The sequence below is a fragment of the Citrobacter sp. R56 genome (assembly GCF_016811995.1).
GTDB classification, from domain to species: Bacteria; Pseudomonadota; Gammaproteobacteria; order Enterobacterales; family Enterobacteriaceae; genus Citrobacter_D; species Citrobacter_D enshiensis.
Window position 1 is genome coordinate 1,342,484 of sequence record NZ_CP069159.1, and the last position, 21,431, is coordinate 1,363,914.

The window sequence follows — 21,431 nt, forward strand, 5'->3', positions numbered from 1 at the left end:
CAGGGATGTCGGAAAACAATGTGCTGAGTACCTTAACTGCGCAAATGGCGCAGGAGGGCATTCGTCGTCTGTTGGTGCTCAGTGGTGATGAACGCTGGTGCGCTGAACAGGCGCTCATGCTTCGCGACGCGTTAGCGGGCGACTGGCTGTGGGTCGCGTCTGAAGCACCCGTTGAGCCGCACTGTCGGCCTCAGGCGTTGCAAACATTACTGGGGCGAGAGTTTCGTCATGCGGTGTTTGATGCGCGGCAGGGATTTGACGCTGCCGCGTTTGCCGCGTTGAGTGGTACGCTTCAGGCGGGAAGCTGGCTGGTATTACTGACGCCTTCTTATGCTACCTGGGAAAATCACCCTGACGAAGATTCGCTACGCTGGAGCGACTGTCCACAACCGATCCCTACTCCCCATTTTGTACAACATTTTATGCGATGCATCGCCAGCGATGAGCAGGTGTTGCACTGGCAACAACATCAGCCCTTCTCGTGGCCGCACTTTCCTGCCCGTGACGACTGGCAACCCGCGTCGGGTGAGCCGCAGCCTGAACAAGCCGAAATTTTGCAGCAGTTGTTGCAAATGCCTTCCGGTGTGGCCACCGTCACCGCCGCACGTGGTCGGGGAAAATCGGCGTTGGCAGGGCAGTTGATCCGGCGAATCGGCGGTACGGCGATTGTGACGGCACCGGCAAAAGCGGCAACGGACGTGCTGGCGCAGTTCGCGGGTGACAAATTTCGTTTTATTGCGCCGGATGCGTTGCTGGCGGGCGCTGAGTCCGCTGACTGGCTGATTGTTGATGAAGCTGCCGCACTGCCCGCTCCGCTACTTCATCGTCTGGTGGCGCGGTTTCCGCGCACGCTGTTGACCACCACCGTTCAGGGTTACGAAGGTACAGGTCGCGGCTTTTTACTGAAGTTTTGCGCTCACTTTGCACATCTGCAGCGTTTTGAGCTGCGCCAGCCAATTCGCTGGGCGCAAGGATGCCCGTTGGAAAAAACAGTCAGCGACGCACTGGTTTTTGATGACGAAACATACGCGCAGACCCCGCGGGGCAATATTCGTATCTCAGCGTTTGAACAGGATGTCTGGCGCACAAATCCGGAACTGCCGCTGGCGGTATATCGACTGCTCTCCGGCGCGCACTATCGTACATCGCCGCTCGATTTACGCCGCATGATGGATGCTCCCGGTCAGCATTTTCTTCAGGCCTCGGGGACCGACCGTGTGGCTGGCGCCGTCTGGCTGGTGGATGAAGGCGGATTATCCGCCCGTCTGAGTCAGGCGGTCTGGGCGGGCTACCGCCGACCCCGAGGCAATCTGGTTGCTCAATCGCTGGCGGCGCATGGAGGTTACCCGCTGGCGGCAACGCTGACAGGGCGACGCGTGAGCCGCATTGCTGTACATCCCACACGGCAACGTGAAGGCCTTGGTCAACAGTTGATCGCGCAGGCCAGTGCCGACGCGTCTCGACTGGATTATCTCTCTGTCAGCTTTGGCTTCACCGCGACATTGTGGCGCTTCTGGCAACGCTGTGGATTCATCCTCGTCCGGATGGGGAACCATCGGGAAGCGAGTAGCGGGTGTTTTACGGCGATGGCTATTTTGCCAATCAGCGAGGCGGGGAAACAGCTGGCAGAGCGTGAACATCACCGTCTGCGACGGGATGCGGTGGCGTTGTCTCACTGGAACGGTGAAGCGGTTCCGGTTATCCCGCTGAAAGAGGCTACGCTTAATGATGATGACTGGCAGGCGCTGGCAGGTTTTGCTTTTGCCCATCGTCCGCTGCTGACGTCGCTAGGCAGCCTTAGTCGTCTGCTGGAGACCTGCTGTCTCCCGCTTCCTGCGTTACGTGGACGTCTGCGGGACAAAGACAGTGAAGTGCAATTGTGCGCCAGACTGGCTCTGTCAGGGCGTAAAGCGCTGCTGGCCATGCAGAGAGCGGAAGTCGCGCAGGCGCTGGCAACGCTGGATGCCGGACGCGCGCAGCGGTTACATGATCGTATTTTGCAATGGCAATTTTTTCACTAACTCCTTCAATTTCCTGGCATGGTCATTGTGATTAAGCGGCGTAGAATCGACCCATCAGTTAAGGAGATTGCCATGAAACATGACCATTTTGTTGTTCAAAGTCCTGCCCAACCCGCACAACAGTTGTTGCTGCTGTTTCATGGCGTGGGTGACAACCCGGTTGCGATGGGGGAATTGGGGCGCTGGTTTATTCCCCTGTTCCCGGACTCGCTGATTGTCAGCATTGGGGGCGCAGAACCCTGTGGCCCGGCACCGGGACGCCAGTGGTTTTCCGTGCAGGGCGTGACGGAAGAAAATCGTCAGGCGCGGGTAGACGCTATCATGCCGGTATTCGTTGAAACGATCCGCTACTGGCAACAGCAGAGCGGGGTGGATGCGAAGGCTACGGCGCTGATTGGCTTTTCACAAGGCGCAATTATGTCGCTCGAAAGCGTGAAAGCGCATTCAGGGCTGGCCTCCAGAGTGATTGCGTTTAATGGTCGCTACGCCAGTCTGCCGGAAACGGCGACAACCGCGACCACCGTGCATCTGATTCACGGCGGTGAGGATCGGGTGATTGAGTTATCGCATGCGGTGGCGGCCCAGGAAGCCTTATTACGGGCGGGGGGCGATGTCACGCTGGATATCGTGGAAGGTTTAGGGCACGCCATTGATGACCGCAGTATGCAGTTCGCGCTCGATCATTTGCGCTTTACCGTGCCGAAGCATTACTTCGATGAAGCGCTGAGTGGCGGTACGCCCCATGATGATGACGTGATTGAGATGATCTGATAGGTAAGGCCTGATACGCGTAACGCCATCAGGCGCGAGTGCCGGATGGCAACGCTACGCGTGCTATCCGGCCTGCGGGTTACTTCTTCGGTTGATCTTTCTTCGGCCAATCGTCGTCATCGTCCCACTTGTCGTTAAAGTCACGATGTGGGGGAAGATCCGGCTTATTGGCGAGGAATTTTTTATGGTCGACGCGCTTGAGATCTTTGATCACGTTCAGCAGTACGCCTACCAGAAAAACCAGTATCAGAACCCACCAATATTGTGCCAGCCAGTCCATGCTTATTTCCTCTTTTGGGAGCACTCATCAGGCGACGAGTTGCTCCATGATACGTTGATACATACGGGCAAGCAGTTGCAGATCGGCCGCATTCACACATTCATTAATTTTATGAATGGTGGCGTTGACCGGCCCAAGTTCCACCACTTGTGCTCCCATACGTGCAATAAACCGCCCGTCGGATGTTCCACCCGTCGTGAGCAGTTGGGGTTTGATCTCATTATAGTGCTCAATGGCATTCACCACCGCATCCACCAGTTTGCCGCGTGCCGTCAGGAAAGGTTGGCCGGAAAGCCACCAGTCGACGGTGTAGCGCAACTGATGTTTGTCGAGCAGTGCCTGCACGCGGGACTTGATCATCTCGTCGTTCAGTTCCGTGCTAAAACGGAAATTGAACTGGACAAAGAGTTCACCTGGGATCACGTTATTGCTGCCGGTGCCCGCCTGGATGTTGGCTATCTGCATACTGGTGGCAGGGAAGAATTCATTGCCCTGATCCCACTCAATGCCCACCAGTTCGTTCAGCATGGGCGCTGCACGGTGAACGGGGTTATCTGCCAGATGCGGGTAAGCTACGTGGCCCTGGACACCGTGAATCGTCAGATTACAGGTCAGTGAACCACGACGACCATTTTTCACCACGTCGCCGACGATTTCAGTGCTGGAAGGCTCGCCCACCAGACAATAATCGAGTCTTTCGCGGCGCGCCATCAGCGCTTCAACCACTTTAACGGTGCCGTTCTGCGCGCTGGCTTCTTCATCTGAGGTGATCAGGAATGCCAGACGCCCACGGTGATTAGGATGCTGAGCCACAAAGCGCTCTGCCGCCACAACCATCGCCGCCAGTGAACCTTTCATGTCTGCCGCGCCGCGGCCGAACAGCATACCGTCACGGATCGTTGGCTCGAAAGGCGGGTTAATCCACCTATCGACATCTCCGACCGGTACCACGTCGGTGTGGCCGGCAAAGGCGAGGGTTTCACCTTGTCCGCGCCATGCCCAGAAATTCTGTGTGTCACCAAAATCCATGCGCTCGACGGTAAAACCGATAGCGCGCAGGCGTTCAATCATTAACGCCTGACATCCCGCATCATCCGGGCTCAGGGAAGGGCGGCGAATAAGCTGCTGTGTCAGCTCAATGACCGGGCACGACATAGACTACACCTCATTAAAAAACTGCTGATAACTGGATTCGCTAAAGCCAAGCAGCATAGGCTTACCGGGCGTCCAGAGCAATGGTCGTTTTATTATTGCTGGCGTTTCTGTCATCAATGCGGCAGCGGCATTAGCATCGGTAATGCTATTACGCGTCGCTTCATCAAGTTTGCGCCAGGTGGTGCCACGCGTATTCAGTAACGCTTCCCAACCTAACTCAGCAATAAAGGTATTCAATAATTCACTCTCTAATCCGTCTGCACGGTAATCGTGGAAACGGTAGTCAATGCCGTGCGCCTCCAGCCAGCGCCGCGCTTTCTTGATGGTGTCACAGTTTTTGATGCCGAAGACGGTAACCATTTTTGAATCCTTTTACGCGAATTTCGAATAATTAAGCAATATTATCGCAGTGCATGACCACGCGGAATAGTCATCATCGCTGTTATTTCTCAGGTAATTATGATCGTAAAATATAACATTGTTGAATGTATTGTGAATAATGATACATGAATGTTCTTGAATATTCCGCAGAGGTGATAATTCAGATTATCACTTGTTGCAATTGACTGTTTTTACATCAAAATTGAGAAAGTAGTAGATGATGTATGATTGTTGCAAAATATTGCAGTTGGTCACATAAAGTTTATGAGTATAGAACCATAGTGATGACATAGTCTCGTTTTCCGAAACATGTAATTGCACCAATCGGTTAAATTATCTTCTCCTGAAGATAATGTTTTTGTAGAATACCCATAATAATAAGAGAGGTTGTTATGATTGAACGTGAACTGGGGAACTGGAAAGACTTTATCGAAGTGATGCTTCGTAAATAGTTTTCAGGAAGAAATAAGCAGTGAAATAATCATAGTGTGAAGGTTTCACACAGAAAAGGCGACCCGTTGGCAGGTCGCCTTTTTTATGGCGCGATTATTCTGGTCGTGGTTTTAGCGGAAAACGCCGACGCACCAGCACGAAGAACAAGGGGACGAAGTAGATCGCCAGAATCGTTGCGGAGATCATTCCGCCCATCACACCGGTTCCCACGGCGTGCTGACCGCCGGAACCTGCGCCATTGCTGATCGCCATCGGCAACACCCCGAAGATAAACGCCAGCGAGGTCATCAGAATCGGTCGTAAGCGCTGACGACAGGCATGCAGGGTGGCCTCCAGCAGATCGTGCCCTTTCTCATTCATCTCGTTAGCGAACTCGACAATCAGAATGGCGTTTTTCGCCGAGAGACCAATGACCGTGAGTAACCCCACCTGGAAATAGACGTCGTTTTCCAGGCCGCGCATCCACGTGGCGAGCAGGGCGCCGATAACGCCTAATGGCACTACCAGCATCACCGAGAACGGCACCGACCAGCTTTCATACAACGCCGCCAGACACAGGAATACCACCAGCAACGAGATGGCGTACAGCGCTGGCGCTTGTGCGCCAGAGAGGCGTTCCTGATATGACATTGCGGTCCACTCCAGACCAAAACCCGTCGGCAATTCGCGTACCAGCGACTCCATAATATCCATCGCGGTGCCGGTGCTGACACCGGGGGCAGCTTCCCCCACAATCTCTACCGCAGAGTAGCCGTTGTAGCGCTCCAGACGCGGTGAACCGGTCTCCCAGTGGGAGGTTGCAAAGGCGGAGAAAGGCACCATCCCGCCCTCTTTATTGCGCACATACCAGAGATTAATATCGCCTGGCAGCATGCGATATTTTGCCGCCGCCTGAACGTACACTTTCTTCACGCGGCCTCGGTCCATAAAGTCGTTGACGTAGCTCGACCCCCAGGCCGTTTGCAATGTATCGTTGATATCGTCGATAGAGACGCCAAGCGCCTGCGCTTTACGTTGGTCAATTTCAATTTGCAACTGCGGGCTGTCGTCCAGACCATTGTGGCGGACACGGGTCAACAGACTGTCTTTCCCGGCGAGCTCAATCAGTTGGTCGCGCGCAGCCATTAATGCGTCATGCCCGGCACCGGCGTGATCCTGAAGCTCCATATCAAACCCAGCGGAACTGCCAAGGCCGCTGATCGCGGGGGGGCTACTGGCGAACACCCGGGCTTCTTTAATCTTGCTAAAGGCTTTTGTTGAACGCTCGATAATGGCAAACGACGTTCCGGTTGTGGTGTCTCGTTCGTCCCAGTCTTTTAAACGGACAAACATTCGAGCCACGTTCTGCCCGTTTCCACCCGGTCCTGAGCCGACGGTAGAGAAGACGGACATGATGTTGTCTTTCTCATGGGTAAAGAAATATTTCTCGACTTCCTCCACCACTTTCAGGGTCTGTTGCTGCGTTGAACCGCTGGGTAACTGGACGGAGGTCGTGAACATGCCGCGATCTTCCAGCGGCAAAAATGAGGTTGGCAGGCGCAAAAACAGGAACACCATACCGCCAAGCAGCAGCACGTAGATCAGTATCCAGCGCAGGCTGCGATGCAGAATTCTCGCGACCCCTTTTTCGTAACGTTCAGCATTGCGGTTAAAGCTGCGGTTAAACCAGCCGAAGAATCCTTTTTGCCCGTGCTGTTCGCCTTTATGCAATGGCTTCAGCAACGTGGCGCACAGGGCAGGGGTCAGGATCATCGCTACCAGCACGGAGAGCACCATCGCGGCCACAATGGTGATAGAAAACTGTCGATAAATCGCGCCGGTTGTCCCGCCGAAGAAGGCCATCGGCACAAATACTGCGGAAAGCACCATCGCGATACCGACCAGTGCCCCCTGAATTTGCCCCATCGATTTGCGTGTTGCTTCGCGCGGAGTGAGCCCTTCCTCGCTCATTATTCGCTCGACGTTCTCCACGACCACGATGGCGTCATCGACCAGCAGGCCGATCGCCAGCACCATCGCGAACATCGTCAGCGTATTGACACTGTAACCAAACGCGTAGAGGACGGAGAAGGTGCCCATCAATACCACGGGCACCGCAATGGTCGGGATCAGCGTCGCACGGAAGTTTTGCAGGAACAGGTACATGACCAGGAACACCAGCAAGATAGCTTCCAGCAGCGTTTTTACCACGTCTTCAATAGAGGCTTTTACGAAGGAGGTCGTTTCATAGGCCACCTTGTATTCCAGCCCATGCGGGAAGTACTGCGCCAGCTCATCCAGACGGTGAAGCACCAGACTGGCAGTGGCCATTTCATTGGCACCAGAGGCCAGTTTCACCCCGAGACCAGAAGCAGGATTGCTGTTAAAGCGGCTGATGTAATCGTATTTTTCCGCCCCCATTTCGACGGTAGCGACATCCGCCAGTTTAACTTCGGAACCGTCCTGATTGACGCGCAGCGTAATGGCGCGGAATTGATCGGGCGTTTGCAGCAGCGATTGCGCATTAATGGTGGCGTTCAGCGCCTGTTTGTCTACCGAGGGCGTACCGCCAAGCTGCCCGACGGCGATCTGCGCATTCTGCGACTCAATGGCGTCGGTCACGTCTTTGGCGGTCATCTGAACGCTGTTCAGTTTGGCGGGGTCCAGCCAGATTCGCATTGAGTACTGTGAACCGTAGGCATCAATGTCCCCGACGCCATTCACGCGGCTCAGCGGGTCCTGAATATTACTGGCGACATAGTCGGCGATATCCTGCTTATCCATTGAGCCATCGGTAGACACAAACGCGATAGTCAGGATGTTGGTATCCCCGGTTTTTCGCACGGTGACGCCCTGATCCTGTACCGCCTGCGGCAACTTGCGCATCGCGGATTGCAGCTGGTTTTGTACCTGCTGCACCGCTTCATCCGGGTCGGTCCCGGCGATAAAGCTGAGTGTGATCGACGCTTGCCCTGTTCCGCTGCTCTGCGACGACATGTACATCAGATTATCGAGACCAGTCATATTCTGTTCGATAACCTGAGTGACGGTATTTTCCAGCGTTTGTGCGGACGCGCCCGGATAGTTTGCGGTGATTCGCACGTTCGGAGGTGCCAGATCGGGGTATTGTTCAACGGGCAAAGATAAGATGGCCAGGGTTCCTGTCAGGCACAACAGTATTGCCAGCACCCAGGCAAAAATGGGGCGATCGATGAAAAAATTCGCCATTAAAAGAGGACCTCGTGTTTCTACGTATCGTTATGGGTATGACTTGCATCACTGTAGCGGCAAGGCGTCAGGCAAACGTGGAGAAAAAAAGGAGATAATGTAAATTATCATGCCCATTTACAGCGTACGTTTTGTGCCTGTCGCGTCTGGCCTGTATTCAGGTTTTCTGACGCTTTGCCATTATTTACGTCAGTTGACTCTCTTCAGTATCTGAAGACCGGAAACTGATACTCACCAGCGTACCTCCTCCGGAAGGTTGTGAAAAAAGTAAGGTACCGCTGAGTCTTTCAGCACGCTCACGCATAATGTTCAGGCCGTAGTGCCCCGGTGGTTCGTTTGGTTCACCGATCCCCACGCCATTATCCCGAATGTAGACGGTATGATTTCCGTCCGGTGCGGTGACGCAACTGACGGCAATCTCGGTGGCGTCGGCATGTTTAATGGCGTTTAACACCGCCTCCCGGATAATCTGCAGCAAATGCACCTGCATTTGCGCATCCAGCGCCAGCGTGGGCAAGCGACAGTCCAGAGACAGTTTAGCGGAGGTTTGATTTTGCAGGGTATCGAGCATTTCGTGCAATGCCGAGGGCAAATCGGCCTGCTGCAATGTCAGACGGAAGGTGGTGAGCAGCTCACGCAATTGACGCCAGGCATCATTTAACGCGACGGAAAAATCGGAGAGGATCGATTGTGCTACCGCGTTCTCTTCCGCCACCGAGCGTTTTAGCAGGGTGAGCTGAATGCGTAAATAGGAGAGCATCTGCGCCAGCGAGTCGTGCAGTTCGCGGGCGATGGTCGCGCGTTCTTCCATCAACAGCAACTGCTGGAAGTGTTTCTGCGCCTGGTTAAAGTACAACCCGCGCCCCAGCATACTTGAAACGCTGTTCAGCAGCGGTGCGGAGGCATTAATGTTGGGGCTTTGCCAGTGCAACTCACCGTAGACCGTCTCCTGCATGGTGACGGGCAAGATTTGCAACGGGAGGGAGGCGCTCAGCGTCCCTTCGCTGATGCGCCAGTTGTCGCCGACGGTCAACTCCAGATAATACGCGGCGTCATTTTCCCGCACGATCTTCAGAATATGACGGAAACAGTGCACATCGATCTGACTGGTATTCAGCGCCTGCGAGCACTGATAGAGCACCTCAAGTTGACGGTTGGCTTCATGCAGGTCGTGGGTTTTCTCTTCGACAGAGGCCTCGAGCGAACGATAGAGTTTATACAGTTCGCTCGACATCTGATTAAAGGTTTTTGCCAGCAACCCCAGTTCGTTGGGTAAACCGGTATCCAGCGGCGGAGTGTCAAACTGTCCGTGCTCTATACGCTGGCTCGCCATCACCAGTTGATTGAGCGGCCGCACGACCTGTTGGCGAATCCGCCGCAGCGTAAAGAAGACCAGCGTAAAAATCCCAATCCCGCCCGCCAGTGAGATGCCGACGACCAGCATCATTTTCCGCTCGGCGTAGCGCTGGAGCGCCAGCACATACAAATCTATCTGATCGACATACGCGTTGATGTTTTTTTGATACCACGGTAAATCGCCGTCGACCAGTCGTGCGTCCATTTCCAGCCAGTTAGCATGCAGTCGCGCGTAACCGCTTTTTACCGCGTCCGGAACGTACCAGGTATTCAGTTTTTGCAGCACTGGCGAGTTCAGGGTCTGCTGGAACAGCTGGCGGTGCGCATTCAACTGGGGGCTGCGGCTTTGCAGGTCGTAGCCCAGCCGATAGCTTTGCATACGCAGTGAGCCAGAAATATTGATGGCTTCGGCATCCTGCAAACTGCTGGCAAGCGTCAGCAACGCGACACCGGTAGAAAGTATCGACAGCAAAACAATGTAAAAAAATGCCCGGGCCAGGCTGGCCGAGACGGGGCGTTTGACCGTCACACGCGTAATCCTCTGTACAAAGGCAATGGGTAAAGCGCAGGTGATGAAATGATAGAGAAAGTCCTTAATTAACTAAAACGCAATTTCACCTGCCATGAAATAAATTGATCTGCCACAGGTTCTGGAGAAATAGTTGCCCATCCTGGGCAAATGGACATTGCCGACCTTTGTCGGGTCGGTTAATAACATTGTTCCTATAAAGAATAAGGTTTTTACAACCAAAACAGAAGGTCGCCATGAATCGTTTTATTATGGCTAACAGCCAGCAGTGCCTGGGATGCCATGCCTGTGAGGTCGCCTGCGTGATGGCCCACAATGCAGAGCAACATGTACTGAGCCAACAACATTATCAACCCAGGATTACGGTTATCAAACATCAGCATCAGCGCAGCGCGGTGACCTGCCACCACTGCGAAGATGCACCCTGCGCCAAAAGTTGTCCTAACGGCGCGATAAGCCACGTCAACAACAGCGTGCAGGTGAACCAGCAGAAATGCATCGGCTGCAAATCCTGCGTAGTCGCCTGTCCGTTTGGCACCATGCAAATTGTGCTGACGCCGGTCGCCCGCGATCAGGTTAAAGCCACGGCGCACAAATGCGATTTGTGTCAGGATCGTGAAGGCGGTCCGGCCTGCGTAGAAAACTGCCCGGCCGACGCGCTGCAACTGGTGACGGAGTCGTCCCTCGCCAGCTTGTCAAAAGCGCGCCGTTTGCGTACGGCACGTCAGGAAAGTCAGCCCTGGCATGCTGAGGCCACCGGGATGAAGCCTTACGTCATGAGCAAAGTTGAGCAGATGCAGGCGACGCCGCCGCGCGGTGAGCCGGACAAGCTGGCGATTGAGGCGCGAAAAACCACCTTTGAAGAAATTTATCTGCCATTTCGCACGGCACAGGCCCAGCGTGAGGCGTCGCGCTGCCTGAAGTGCGGCGAACACAGTATCTGCGAATGGACCTGCCCATTGCACAACCATATTCCGCAGTGGATTGAACTCGTCAAAGCCGGAAACATCGACGCGGCGGTGGAGCTCTCCCACCAGACTAACTGCCTGCCGGAAATTACAGGGCGCGTTTGCCCCCAGGACAGGTTGTGTGAAGGCGCGTGTACCGTTCGTGACGAGCACGGCGCGATCACTATCGGCAACATTGAGCGCTACATTTCCGATCGGGCGTTGAGTAAAGGCTGGCACCCCGACCTGAGGGGGGTTCAGAAGGTCGACAAACGTGTCGCCATCATCGGCGCGGGGCCGGCAGGTTTGGCCTGTGCCGATGTGCTGGCGCGTCATGGCGTGAGTGCGACGGTGTTCGATCGTCATCCGGAGATCGGCGGTTTGCTGACATTTGGCATCCCGGCCTTCAAGCTGGATAAATCTCTGCTGGCGCGTCGTCGGGAAATCTTCAGCGCAATGGGGATCCATTTTGAGCTGAATTGTGAAGTGGGCAAAGAGGTGACTCTTGAAGCGCTGCTGGACGATTTCGATGCCGTCTTCGTGGGGGTGGGAACCTATCGCTCCATGAAAGCCGATCTGCCGAACGAAGATGCGCCGGGGGTTTACGACGCGCTGCCGTTCCTGATCGCCAATACGAAAAACGTGATGGGAATTGATGAATCGCCGGATGAACCCTTTATTGATACCGCAGGGCTGAATGTCGTGGTGTTGGGCGGCGGCGACACGGCAATGGATTGTGTGCGTACAGCGTTGCGCCATGGAGCCAGTCAGGTCACCTGTGCTTATCGCCGTGATGAAGTCAACATGCCGGGGTCGAAGAAAGAGGTGAAAAACGCCAGGGAAGAAGGGGCAAACTTCGAGTTCAACGTACAGCCGGTTGATCTGGTGCTCAACGATGAAGGACGCGTGAGCGGCGTGCGCTTCCTGCGTACTCAACTGGGTGAACCCGATGCGCAAGGACGACGTCGTCCGGTGCCTGTCGCAGGCAGCGAATTTGTCATGCCGGCGGACGCGGTCATTATGGCGTTTGGTTTTCATCCTCACGGCATGCCGTGGCTGGAAGCGCACGGGGTGAAAGTTGACGACTGGGGACGGATTGCGGCTAACGTCGAAAGCACTTTCCGTTATCAGACCACCAATCCGAAAATCTTCGCCGGAGGCGATGCGGTACGCGGTGCCGATCTGGTGGTCACGGCAATGGCGGAAGGGCGGCATGCCGCGCAGGGGATGATCGACTGGTTGGGGATAAAATCAGTCAAATCTCACTAGGTCGGGCTGACGACAAATCCGGTTTCACGGCGTAGTATGGTGATTCACTTCTCGCTGTGGAGCCGGTATGTCGCAAAAAATTACCCTCATCAAAGATAAAGTCCTCTCTGATAACTACTTCATCCTGCGCAATATCACCTACGATCTGACTCGCCAAAATGGTGACGTCATCCGCCACAAACGTGAGGTGTACGATCGTGGAAACGGCGCGACGATTCTGCTGTACAACGCAGAGAAAAAAACGGTCGTTCTGATCCGCCAGTTTCGTGTTGCCACCTGGGTTAATGGCAATGAAACGGGTCAATTGATTGAAACCTGTGCCGGATTGCTGGATAACGACGAGCCGGAAACCTGTATCCGCAAAGAAGCGATCGAAGAGACCGGGTACGAAGTGGGGGAAGTGAGGAAACTGTTTGAGCTGTATATGTCGCCGGGTGGGGTGACGGAGCTTATCCACTTCTTTATTGCTGAATACAGCGATAGCCAGCGCGCCAATGCTGGTGGAGGCGTGGAAGATGAAGATATTGACGTACTGGAGCTGCCCTTTACCCAGGCGCTGGAGATGATCAAATCTGGCGAAATACGGGACGGTAAGACGGTATTATTACTCAACTATTTACAGTCATCGCATTTAATGGACTGATTAATAAATGTTATAAATATTTACATTTATTAACGTAATCCGATAAATCTGATTGAGCCGGATGGGAACCCCAACGAAGATACTCACTGTGTAGGTTGTTTGACTTCTGGGGTTCGTACCGTCCATGCGCTATCGCGTTATTTTCATTTTCCTGCTCAGCGTCATCGCGGCCCGACTTGCGTGGGCGGCGCCAGCACAACAGTCGTTTTCCGACTGGCAGGTGACCTGTAATAATCAAAATTTCTGCGTGGCGAGAAACAGCGGTGAGCATCATGGCCTGGTCATGACCCTGAGTCGCAGCGCTGGCGCGCGCACGGATGCCGTTTTACGCATCGATCTGGGTGGATTGACGCCCCCCGACGCGAACGAAGCGGATATTGCGCCGCGTCTATTGCTGGAAGGAAAGCCGCTGACACTGGACGCGCAAAACTGGCAGATCTCACCGTGGCATCTGATGACGGGCGATGCGACAACTATCACGTCATTTTTGCAGACCATTCAGCAAGCCCGGGTGATTACTCTGAGCGGAGGGCCACAGATCCTTTCGCTGGAGGGATTAAAGGCTGCCTTACTGTTTATCGATTCTCAGCAAAAGCGCGTGGGCAGTGAAACGGCATGGATTGAAAAAGGCGACGATCCGCCGCTCAGCGTGCCGCCTGCGCCTGCGCTAAAAGGGGTGGCTGTGATTAACCCAACGCCGACCCCCCTGTCTGATGAAGAACGCAGCGATCTACTGGAGTACGCCAACTGGCGAATGAATGGTTTTCGCTGTTCGCTGGACCCGATGCGTCGCGAGGTTCGGGTCACCGCTCTGACGGATGACAAAACGCTGATGATGATAGGCTGCGAGGCTGGCGCTTATAACACCATTGATCTGGCGTGGATTGTTTCGCGCAAAAAACCGCTGACCTCCCGATCGCTGCGTCTACGCCTGCCGTTTAATTCCGGTGCGGAAAGTAACGATATGGAACTGATGAACGCCACGTTTGATGAAAAATCGCGTGAGCTGGTGACGCTGGCAAAAGGGCGGGGGTTGACCGACTGCGGCATTCAGACCCGCTGGCGTTTTGACGGCCAGCGTTTTCGTCTGGTGCGCTATGCCCAGGAGCCAAGCTGCGACAACTGGCATGGGCCAGACGCGTGGCCCACACTGTGGATCACGCGTTGACCGTTATGGTAAGAAAACACGAAGCGTCGGTTTCTGACCTCATCTACCGACTCAACACCTGATGTGCCTTCGCCACGATATTGTCGACCGTGAAACCAAAGTGGGGGAAAAGTTTTTCCGCAGGCGCCGATTCCCCGTAACTGGTCATCCCGACAATGGCCCCTTTCAGCCCGACATATTTGTACCAGTAGTCGGCAATTCCCGCCTCGATAGCCACGCGTGCGCTGACGTTCGAGGGCAAAACCGATTCCCGGTACGCGTCATCCTGCGCGTCGAAAATATCCGTTGAAGGGAGGGAAACAACGCGGACATTGCGGCCTTCTCCGGTCAGCTTTTCTGCAGCCTGTAGCGTTATCTCCATTTCGGAACCGGTCGCTATCAGGATCACATCCGGTTTTCCTCCGCTGTCTTTCAACACATACCCGCCACGGGCGATGTCTTTGACCTGCTCGGGTGTGCGCTCAATCTGAGCCAGGTTTTGGCGGGAGAGGATCAGCGCCGTCGGGCCGCTGCGACGCTCAACGGCCAGTTTCCAGCCGACTGCCGCTTCGACCTGATCGCACGGACGCCAGGTGCTGAAGTTTGGCGTCAGTCGCAGGCTCGCTAGCTGCTCCACCGCCTGGTGCGTCGGACCGTCTTCGCCCAGACCAATAGAGTCATGGGTATAGACCATGATTTGCCGGGCTTTCATTAGCGCTGCCATTCGGGCTGCGTTGCGGGCGTATTCAACAAACATCAGGAAGGTGGCGGTGTAGGGTAAGAATCCGCCGTGATGGGCGATGCCGTTGGCAATGGCGGTCATGCCGAATTCGCGTACGCCGTAGTGGATATAGTTGCCAGCCAGATCCTCAGTCAATGACGTGGAGCCTTTCCAGATGGTCAGGTTGCTGGGGGCGAGATCGGCCGACCCACCGAGCAGTTCCGGCAGCAGTGGGCCGTAGACATTCAATGTGTTCTGCGAGGCTTTACGGGTAGCGATTTTAGCCGGACTAGACTGGAGTTCGGCGATATATTTCTGGGTGGTCTTTTCCCAGGATTTTGGCAGGTCGCCGTTCATCCTGCGGGTAAACTCTGCCGCCAAATCGGGGTAAGCTTTTGCATAGGCGGCGAACTTCTCTTGCCACGCCTGCTGCGTTTTCCCGCCTTTTTCATGGGCATCCCAGGCCTGATAAATCTCTTTAGGGATCTCAAAGGCAGGATGATGCCAGCCCAGTTTCTGGCGAGACAGTGCTACTTCTTCCTGGCCAAGCGGCGCGCCGTGCGCCTCTTCTTTACCGGCTTTATTCGGTGAGCCAAAGCCAATCACCGTCCGGCAAAGAATCAGCGACGGTTTATCTTTCACGCTCTGCGCTTGCAAAATCGCTTTTTTCACCGCTTCCGGGTCATGGCCGTCGATCTCCTCCACCACATGCCAGTGATACGCCTCAAAGCGTTTTGCCGTGTCATCGGTAAACCACCCTTTGGTTTCGCCATCAATGGAGATGCCGTTGTGATCGTAAAAACCGATCAGTTTACCGAGTCCCAATGTGCCCGCCAGCGAACACGCCTCGTGGGAGATCCCTTCCATCAGGCAACCGTCGCCCATAAACACATAGGTGAAGTGATCGACAATCTCATGACCGGGCTGATTAAACTGCGCCGCCAGCGTACGCTCGGCGACAGCCATCCCGACGGCATTGGCCAGGCCCTGGCCCAGCGGTCCCGTTGTGGTCTCGACACCCGACGTATAGCCGATCTCCGGGTGTCCCGGCGTTTTGGAGTGCAGTTGTCGGAAGTTCTTTAACTCTTCTAACGGCAGGTCGTACCCGGAAAGATGCAGGAGACTGTACAGCAGCATGGACGCGTGACCGTTGGACAAAATAAAGCGGTCACGATCGTGCCAGCCGGGGTCAGCGGGATTGTGGCGGAGAAAATCATTCCACAGCACTTCGGCAATATCGGCCATCCCCATTGGTGCACCGGGATGTCCGGAATTGGCTTTTTGCACGGCATCCATACTCAGCGCACGAACAGCATTGGCAAGATCTTTACGGGTCATAAATCACTCCGTGGCAAGGTTTACAGTTTGGCAGCAAGCAGGTCTTCCAGTTTGCGTTGGTCAACGGCGAACAGACGAATGCCGTCCGATAATTTTTCTACTGCCATCGCGTCCTGATTGTGTTCCCAGCGGAATTCCGCTTCCGTCATTGGCGTTGGGCGGGGGAGCGCCTGGGAGGATGGCACCAGTTTGCGGACAACCGGCTCCTCGTTATCCTGTAGCGCTTTTAGCAGGTTAGGGGCGATAGTCAGGCGATCGCAACCGGTCAGCGCCAGAATTTGTTCGGTGCGACGGAAGCTGGCGCCCATGACGATGGTGTCATAGCGATGCTGCTTGAAGTAGTCGTAGATGTTACGCACTGATTTCACGCCTGGATCTTCATCGACCACGTACGGATCCATCGGGCTGCGCGCCTGATACCAGTCGTAAATACGACCGACAAAGGGCGAGATCAGAAATACGCCCGCTTCGGCGCAGGCACGTGCTTGCGCAAACGAAAACAGCAGCGTCAGGTTGCAGTTGATCCCCTCTTTTTCAAGCTGCTCGGCGGCACGAATGCCTTCCCAGGTTGAAGCCAGCTTGATAAGGATCCGTGACTTTTCGACACCTTGTTGTTGGTAGAGGTCTACCAGATGGCGCGCTTTCTGAATGCTCTTTTCTTTATCGAAAGAGAGACGCGCATCCACTTCGGTCGACACGCGACCGGGAATGCTGTTCAGAATTTCCGCACCGAAATTCACCGCCAGTTTGTCGCAGGCTTCGGCCACCTGCTCCCGCTGGGTTTTTCCATGGTGTTTGCCCCAGACAACCGCGTCGTCAACCAGATGACCGTACTGGTCAAGCCCGGCGGCCTTCAGCAACAGCGAGGGGTTGGTCGTGGCATCCTGGGGGTGATAATGACGAATAGACTCAATATCACCACTGTCGGCTACGACTGTCGTGAATTGTTTGATACCGTCTAACTGGTTCATAAGAAATACTCCTTGAAAAGTAAAGTGTTAGCTGAGTGCTGTGATTCACACTTCTGAGAAATTCATGGGGTATATCACAAAAAAGCATAGCAGACGGGCATGGTATTGCTGGTTTAAGCAGGTAACATGACAGTTATAAATTGATAACAAATTCTTTCTTTGAGTAGTGAGAGTTTGGTGACGTTCAAAGTTTGTGCCGCCCAGTAAGGCGATAATGTGCGGCTCAGTTGAACCGCGCCACTTTTTTGATCGATACGTGAAAGGAACAACAAATGGATGACCAGTTAAAACAAAGCGCTCTTGATTTCCACGAATTTCCTGTGCCGGGTAAAATCCAGGTGTCCCCGACCAAACCCCTCGCCACTCAGCGCGATCTTGCACTGGCCTACTCGCCAGGCGTGGCGGCTCCCTGTCTTGAAATTGCAAAGGATCCGCTGGCGGCCTACAAATACACTGCGCGTGGTAACCTGGTCGCGGTGATCTCCAACGGTACGGCGGTGCTTGGGCTGGGCAATATCGGCGCCCTGGCAGGTAAACCGGTAATGGAAGGCAAAGGCGTTCTGTTTAAAAAGTTTGCCGGTATTGATGTCTTCGACATTGAAGTGGATGAACTCGACCCGGATAAATTTATCAATGTCGTCGCGGCGCTTGAACCAACGTTTGGCGGAATTAACCTTGAAGACATCAAAGCGCCCGAATGTTTCTACATTGAGCAAAAACTGCGCGAGCGCATGAATATTCCGGTATTCCACGACGATCAGCACGGTACTGCGATCATCAGCACAGCCGCCATTCTGAATGGCCTGCGCGTGGTAGAGAAAAACATCTCTGACGTGCGCATGGTGGTCTCCGGCGCAGGCGCGGCGGCGATTGCCTGTATGAACCTGCTGGTGGCGCTCGGGATGCAGAAGCACAACATTGTCGTCTGCGACTCGAAAGGCGTTATCTACAAAGACCGCGAACCGAACATGGCAGAAACCAAAGCGGCTTACGCGGTGGAGGACGACGGCAAACGTACGCTGGATGATGTGATTGACGGGGCGGACATTTTCCTCGGCTGTTCAGGGCCAAAAGTCCTCACGCCTGAGATGGTGAAAAAAATGGCCCGCGCGCCGATGATTCTGGCGCTGGCCAACCCGGAACCTGAAATCCTGCCGCCGCTGGCGAAAGAGGTTCGTTCGGACGCCATTATCTGTACCGGTCGTTCTGACTATCCAAACCAGGTGAACAACGTTCTGTGCTTCCCGTTCATCTTCCGCGGCGCGCTGGATGTGGGCGCTACGGCGATCAACGAAGAGATGAAACTGGCGGCGGTGCATGCCATTGCTGAACTGGCGCATGCAGAGCAAAGTGAAGTCGTGGCTTCCGCCTATGGCGACCAGGATCTGAGCTTCGGCCCGGACTACATTATTCCAAAACCGTTCGATCCGCGTCTGATCGTCAAGATCGCCCCTGCGGTGGCGAAAGCGGCGATGGATTCCGGCGTGGCGACGCGTCCGATTGCTGATTTTGATGCCTACATCGATAAACTGACCGAGTTTGTTTATAAAACCAACCTGTTCATGAAGCCTATCTTCTCTCTGGCCCGCAAAGCGCCAAAACGCGTGGTGCTGACGGAAGGGGAAGAGGCGCGAGTCCTGCATGCCACGCAGGAGTTGATCACACTGGGGCTGGCGAAACCGATCCTTGTTGGCCGTCCGAGCGTGATCGAAATGCGCATTCAAAAACTGGGTTTGCAGATCAAAGCCGGCGTCGACTTTGAGATCGTCAACAATGAATCCGATCCGCGTTTTAAAGAGTACTGGAGCGAGTACTACCAGATCATGAAGCGTCGGGGGATCACCCAGGAGCAGGCGCAGCGTGCGGTGATCAGTAATACGACGGTGATTGGCGCAATCATGGTGCAGCGTGGCGAAGCGGATGCGATGATCTGCGGGACTATCGGCGACTATCACGAACATTTCAGCGTGGTGAAGGATATCTTCGGTTATCGCGAAGGTGTACACACGGCAGGCGCGATGAACGCTTTGCTGTTGCCAAGCGGTAACACCTTCATTGCAGACACCTATGTCAACGATGATCCAGGCCCGGAAGAGTTGGCTGAAATTGCCCTGATGGCGGCGGAAACCGTGCGTCGTTTTGGCATCGAACCGAAAGTGGCGCTGCTGTCACACTCCAACTTTGGCTCCTCTAACTGTCCATCCGCGGGCAAAATGCGCACGACGCTGGAGCTTATCAAAGCGCGGGCGCCTGATCTGATGATCGACGGCGAAATGCACGGGGACGCCGCGTTGGTGGAGAGTATCCGTAATGACCGGATGCCGGACAGCCCGCTGAAAGGGTCGGCCAATATTCTGGTGATGCCGAACATGGAAGCCGCCCGCATTAGTTACAACTTACTGCGCGTCTCCAGCTCCGAAGGCGTTACGGTGGGACCTGTGTTGATGGGCGTCTCTAAACCGGTTCACGTATTAACGCCGATCGCCTCTGTTCGCCGTATTGTGAATATGGTGGCGCTGGCCGTGGTGGAAGCGCAAACACAACCGCTGTAATTTCACTTTAATTAATTCAGGCGCGGGTTTCTCCCGCGCTTTTTTATATCCCCATTCTTAGTGATCCATCTCACCTTTTAAACCAGCTTGCCGAATTTTGTTATTTACTCTGACGAAAAATTGCCACGATGAGGAAAGTTTCAGCACAGGCGACGGGTCATGGATAAAGAACGCATCATTCAGGAATTTGTACCGGGAAAACAGGTCACGCTGGCGCATCTCATTGCACACCCCGGTGACGAACTGGCGAAAAAGATCGGCGTTCCCGAAGCCGGAGCCATCGGCATTATGACGCTGACACCAGGAGAAACCGCGATGATCGCCGGTGACTTAGCCATGAAAGCGGCTGATGTACATATCGGTTTTCTCGACAGATTTAGCGGTGCGCTGGTGATTTATGGGTCTGTCGGCGCGGTAGAAGAGGCGTTATTGCAGACGGTCAGCGGCCTGGGACGTCTATTAAATTTCACGTTGTGCGATCTGACAAAAAGCTAATGAGAGGCGGCCATGAAACGAATTGCGTTTGTCGGCACCGTCGGCGCGGGGAAAACAACGCTTTTTAACGCATTACAGGGAAATTATTCCCTCGCCAGAAAAACGCAGGCCGTGGAATTTAATGAAAACGGCGATATCGACACCCCTGGGGAATATTTTAGCCATCCTCGCTGGTATCACGCCTTAATTACCACGCTGCAGGATGTCGATACGCTGATTTATGTTCATGCAGCAAATGACAAAGAAAGTCGCTTACCTGCCGGGCTGTTGGATATCGGTGCCAGTAAACGACACATCGCCGTGATCAGCAAAACAGACGTACCGGATGCCGACGTCGCCGCAACGCGACAATTACTGCACGGATTAGGGTTTCAGGACCCCGTTTTCGAACTCAATACGCATGATCCGAACAGCGTGCAGCATCTGGTGGATTATCTGGCAGCACTTACCGAACAGGAGGAAGGGGCAGGTGAAAAAACTTATCACAGCTAATGACATTCGTGCGGCTCACGCACGTGGCGAACAGGCATTGTCGGTTGTTCTGCGCGCCAGCATCATCACCCCGGAGGCCCGCGAAGTTGCGGAGCTACTGGGCGTCACAATCACCGAATGCGACGAATCTACCCCGGTAGCCGCCGCGGCATCCATTCCCGCGACATCCACTCCGGTGGATGACGGCAAAACGGACAGCCAGCGTATTCGTGAAACCATCATCGCCCAGTTGCCGGAAGGGCAGTTCACCGAAAGCCTCGTCGCGCAGTTGATGGACAAAGTGATGAAGGAAAAACAGTCGCTGGAACAAGGCGGTATGCAGCCGAGCTTTACCTCGGTCACCGGCAAAGGCGGCGTGAAAGTGATTGACGGCAGCAGCGTGAAGTTTGGCCGCTTTGACGGTGCTGAACCCCACTGCGTCGGCTTAACGGATTTAGTGACGGACAAAGACGGTAGCAGCATGGCCGCTGGCTTCATGCAGTGGGAAAACGCCTTCTTCCCGTGGACGCTGAATTACGACGAAATCGACATGATTCTGGAAGGGGAACTCCACGTTCGTCACCAGGGCGAAACCATGATTGCCAAAGCCGGGGATGTGATGTTCATCCCGAAAGGCTCCAGCATTGAATTTGGTACGCCATCGACCGTGAAATTCCTGTATGTGGCCTGGCCTGCGAATTGGCAGTCCTGCTAAGGCGGATGT

The 21,431-nt window shown here is 54.6% G+C and carries 17 protein-coding genes; 10 read left to right on the top strand and 7 right to left on the bottom strand.

Annotated elements, in window-relative coordinates; genetic code table 11:
- Positions 1-5: 5 nt before the first annotated feature.
- Both JM656_RS06395 and ypfH read left to right on the top strand, forming a co-directional pair.
- A complete protein-coding gene (locus JM656_RS06395; RefSeq protein WP_203360458.1) occupies positions 6-2,021 on the top strand; it encodes a tRNA(Met) cytidine acetyltransferase TmcA in 2,016 nt (671 codons plus the stop codon).
- Positions 2,022-2,093: 72 nt separating this feature from the next.
- Complete coding sequence (gene ypfH / locus JM656_RS06400) at positions 2,094-2,792, top strand: esterase (RefSeq protein ID WP_203360459.1); 699 nt, start codon at positions 2,094-2,096, stop codon at positions 2,790-2,792.
- 79 nt (positions 2,793-2,871) lie between these two features.
- Here ypfH and JM656_RS06405 read toward each other — a convergent pair whose 3' ends face one another.
- The 3 genes from JM656_RS06405 to JM656_RS06415 are packed head-to-tail and all read right to left on the bottom strand — an operon-like array spanning position 2,872 to position 4,587.
- The gene (locus tag JM656_RS06405; RefSeq protein ID WP_203360460.1) at positions 2,872-3,072 is read right to left on the bottom strand and encodes a YpfN family protein; all 201 of its coding nucleotides are present in this window, start codon (positions 3,070-3,072) and stop codon (positions 2,872-2,874) included.
- Between the two features lie 27 nt (positions 3,073-3,099).
- Positions 3,100-4,227, bottom strand: a complete 1,128-nt coding sequence (gene dapE, locus JM656_RS06410) for a succinyl-diaminopimelate desuccinylase (RefSeq protein WP_203360461.1) — start codon at positions 4,225-4,227, stop codon at positions 3,100-3,102.
- Between the two features lie 3 nt (positions 4,228-4,230).
- The gene (locus JM656_RS06415) at positions 4,231-4,587 is read right to left on the bottom strand and encodes an ArsC family reductase (protein WP_203360462.1); all 357 of its coding nucleotides are present in this window, start codon (positions 4,585-4,587) and stop codon (positions 4,231-4,233) included.
- A gap of 413 nt (positions 4,588-5,000) precedes the next feature.
- On the opposite strand from JM656_RS06415, the gene ypfM reads away from it, so the two are divergent.
- Positions 5,001-5,060 (top strand): protein YpfM, encoded by a 60-nt coding sequence (gene ypfM, locus JM656_RS06420; RefSeq protein ID WP_001386977.1) that lies wholly within the window; start codon positions 5,001-5,003, stop codon positions 5,058-5,060.
- Positions 5,061-5,154: 94 nt separating this feature from the next.
- Here ypfM and acrD read toward each other — a convergent pair whose 3' ends face one another.
- Positions 5,155-8,268 (bottom strand): multidrug efflux RND transporter permease AcrD, encoded by a 3,114-nt coding sequence (acrD, locus tag JM656_RS06425; RefSeq protein ID WP_203360463.1) that lies wholly within the window; start codon positions 8,266-8,268, stop codon positions 5,155-5,157.
- 184 nt (positions 8,269-8,452) lie between these two features.
- The gene (gene narQ, locus JM656_RS06430) at positions 8,453-10,153 is read right to left on the bottom strand and encodes a nitrate/nitrite two-component system sensor histidine kinase NarQ (RefSeq protein ID WP_203360464.1); all 1,701 of its coding nucleotides are present in this window, start codon (positions 10,151-10,153) and stop codon (positions 8,453-8,455) included.
- Positions 10,154-10,389: 236 nt separating this feature from the next.
- Between narQ and aegA the strand changes: the two genes are divergently transcribed.
- The 3 genes from aegA (at position 10,390) to JM656_RS06445 (ending at position 14,180) form a co-directional block, all read left to right on the top strand.
- Positions 10,390-12,369, top strand: coding sequence for a formate-dependent uric acid utilization protein AegA (gene aegA / locus JM656_RS06435; RefSeq protein WP_203360465.1), 1,980 nt, complete (start codon positions 10,390-10,392; stop codon positions 12,367-12,369).
- 67 nt (positions 12,370-12,436) lie between these two features.
- Entirely contained in the window at positions 12,437-13,012 is a 576-nt protein-coding gene (gene nudK, locus JM656_RS06440; RefSeq protein ID WP_203360466.1) for a GDP-mannose pyrophosphatase NudK, read from the top strand.
- A 124-nt stretch (positions 13,013-13,136) separates the two neighbouring features.
- A complete protein-coding gene (locus tag JM656_RS06445) occupies positions 13,137-14,180 on the top strand; it encodes a DUF1176 domain-containing protein (RefSeq protein WP_203360467.1) in 1,044 nt (347 codons plus the stop codon).
- A 43-nt stretch (positions 14,181-14,223) separates the two neighbouring features.
- On the opposite strand, the gene tkt is transcribed toward JM656_RS06445, so the two are convergent.
- Positions 14,224-16,218 carry a transketolase gene (tkt, locus tag JM656_RS06450; RefSeq protein ID WP_203360468.1) on the bottom strand — a complete coding sequence of 665 codons (1,995 nt, stop codon included), beginning with the start codon at positions 16,216-16,218 and terminating at the stop codon, positions 14,224-14,226.
- 20 nt (positions 16,219-16,238) lie between these two features.
- Positions 16,239-17,189, bottom strand: coding sequence for a transaldolase (gene tal, locus JM656_RS06455; RefSeq protein ID WP_203360469.1), 951 nt, complete (start codon positions 17,187-17,189; stop codon positions 16,239-16,241).
- A gap of 272 nt (positions 17,190-17,461) precedes the next feature.
- Between tal and maeB the strand changes: the two genes are divergently transcribed.
- The 4 genes from maeB to eutQ all read left to right on the top strand — a co-directional run bounded on the left by maeB (position 17,462) and on the right by eutQ (position 21,422).
- Positions 17,462-19,741 (top strand): NADP-dependent oxaloacetate-decarboxylating malate dehydrogenase, encoded by a 2,280-nt coding sequence (gene maeB, locus JM656_RS06460; protein WP_203360470.1) that lies wholly within the window; start codon positions 17,462-17,464, stop codon positions 19,739-19,741.
- Between the two features lie 159 nt (positions 19,742-19,900).
- Positions 19,901-20,236: an ethanolamine utilization microcompartment protein EutS gene (gene eutS, locus JM656_RS06465; protein WP_192613012.1), complete on the top strand. Its 336-nt coding sequence runs from the start codon at positions 19,901-19,903 to the stop codon at positions 20,234-20,236.
- 12 nt (positions 20,237-20,248) lie between these two features.
- Positions 20,249-20,728 carry an ethanolamine utilization acetate kinase EutP gene (gene eutP / locus JM656_RS06470; protein ID WP_203360471.1) on the top strand — a complete coding sequence of 160 codons (480 nt, stop codon included), beginning with the start codon at positions 20,249-20,251 and terminating at the stop codon, positions 20,726-20,728.
- The gene (gene eutQ, locus JM656_RS06475) at positions 20,706-21,422 is read left to right on the top strand and encodes an ethanolamine utilization acetate kinase EutQ (protein ID WP_203360472.1); all 717 of its coding nucleotides are present in this window, start codon (positions 20,706-20,708) and stop codon (positions 21,420-21,422) included. The genes eutP and eutQ overlap by 23 nt, the downstream gene beginning before the upstream one ends.
- The last annotated feature ends 9 nt before the right edge of the window (positions 21,423-21,431 follow it).

Coding starts and splice junctions, on each gene's coding strand:
- maeB (WP_203360470.1), top strand. CDS start 17,462: ATGGATGACCAGTTAAAACAAAGCGCTCTTGATTTCCACGAATTTCCT.
- tal (WP_203360469.1), bottom strand. CDS start 17,189: ATGAACCAGTTAGACGGTATCAAACAATTCACGACAGTCGTAGCCGAC.
- acrD (WP_203360463.1), bottom strand. CDS start 8,268: ATGGCGAATTTTTTCATCGATCGCCCCATTTTTGCCTGGGTGCTGGCA.
- nudK (WP_203360466.1), top strand. CDS start 12,437: ATGTCGCAAAAAATTACCCTCATCAAAGATAAAGTCCTCTCTGATAAC.
- dapE (WP_203360461.1), bottom strand. CDS start 4,227: ATGTCGTGCCCGGTCATTGAGCTGACACAGCAGCTTATTCGCCGCCCT.
- JM656_RS06445 (WP_203360467.1), top strand. CDS start 13,137: ATGCGCTATCGCGTTATTTTCATTTTCCTGCTCAGCGTCATCGCGGCC.
- JM656_RS06415 (WP_203360462.1), bottom strand. CDS start 4,587: ATGGTTACCGTCTTCGGCATCAAAAACTGTGACACCATCAAGAAAGCG.
- ypfH (WP_203360459.1), top strand. CDS start 2,094: ATGAAACATGACCATTTTGTTGTTCAAAGTCCTGCCCAACCCGCACAA.
- JM656_RS06395 (WP_203360458.1), top strand. CDS start 6: ATGTCGGAAAACAATGTGCTGAGTACCTTAACTGCGCAAATGGCGCAG.
- JM656_RS06405 (WP_203360460.1), bottom strand. CDS start 3,072: ATGGACTGGCTGGCACAATATTGGTGGGTTCTGATACTGGTTTTTCTG.
- aegA (WP_203360465.1), top strand. CDS start 10,390: ATGAATCGTTTTATTATGGCTAACAGCCAGCAGTGCCTGGGATGCCAT.
- eutS (WP_192613012.1), top strand. CDS start 19,901: ATGGATAAAGAACGCATCATTCAGGAATTTGTACCGGGAAAACAGGTC.
- eutP (WP_203360471.1), top strand. CDS start 20,249: ATGAAACGAATTGCGTTTGTCGGCACCGTCGGCGCGGGGAAAACAACG.
- tkt (WP_203360468.1), bottom strand. CDS start 16,218: ATGACCCGTAAAGATCTTGCCAATGCTGTTCGTGCGCTGAGTATGGAT.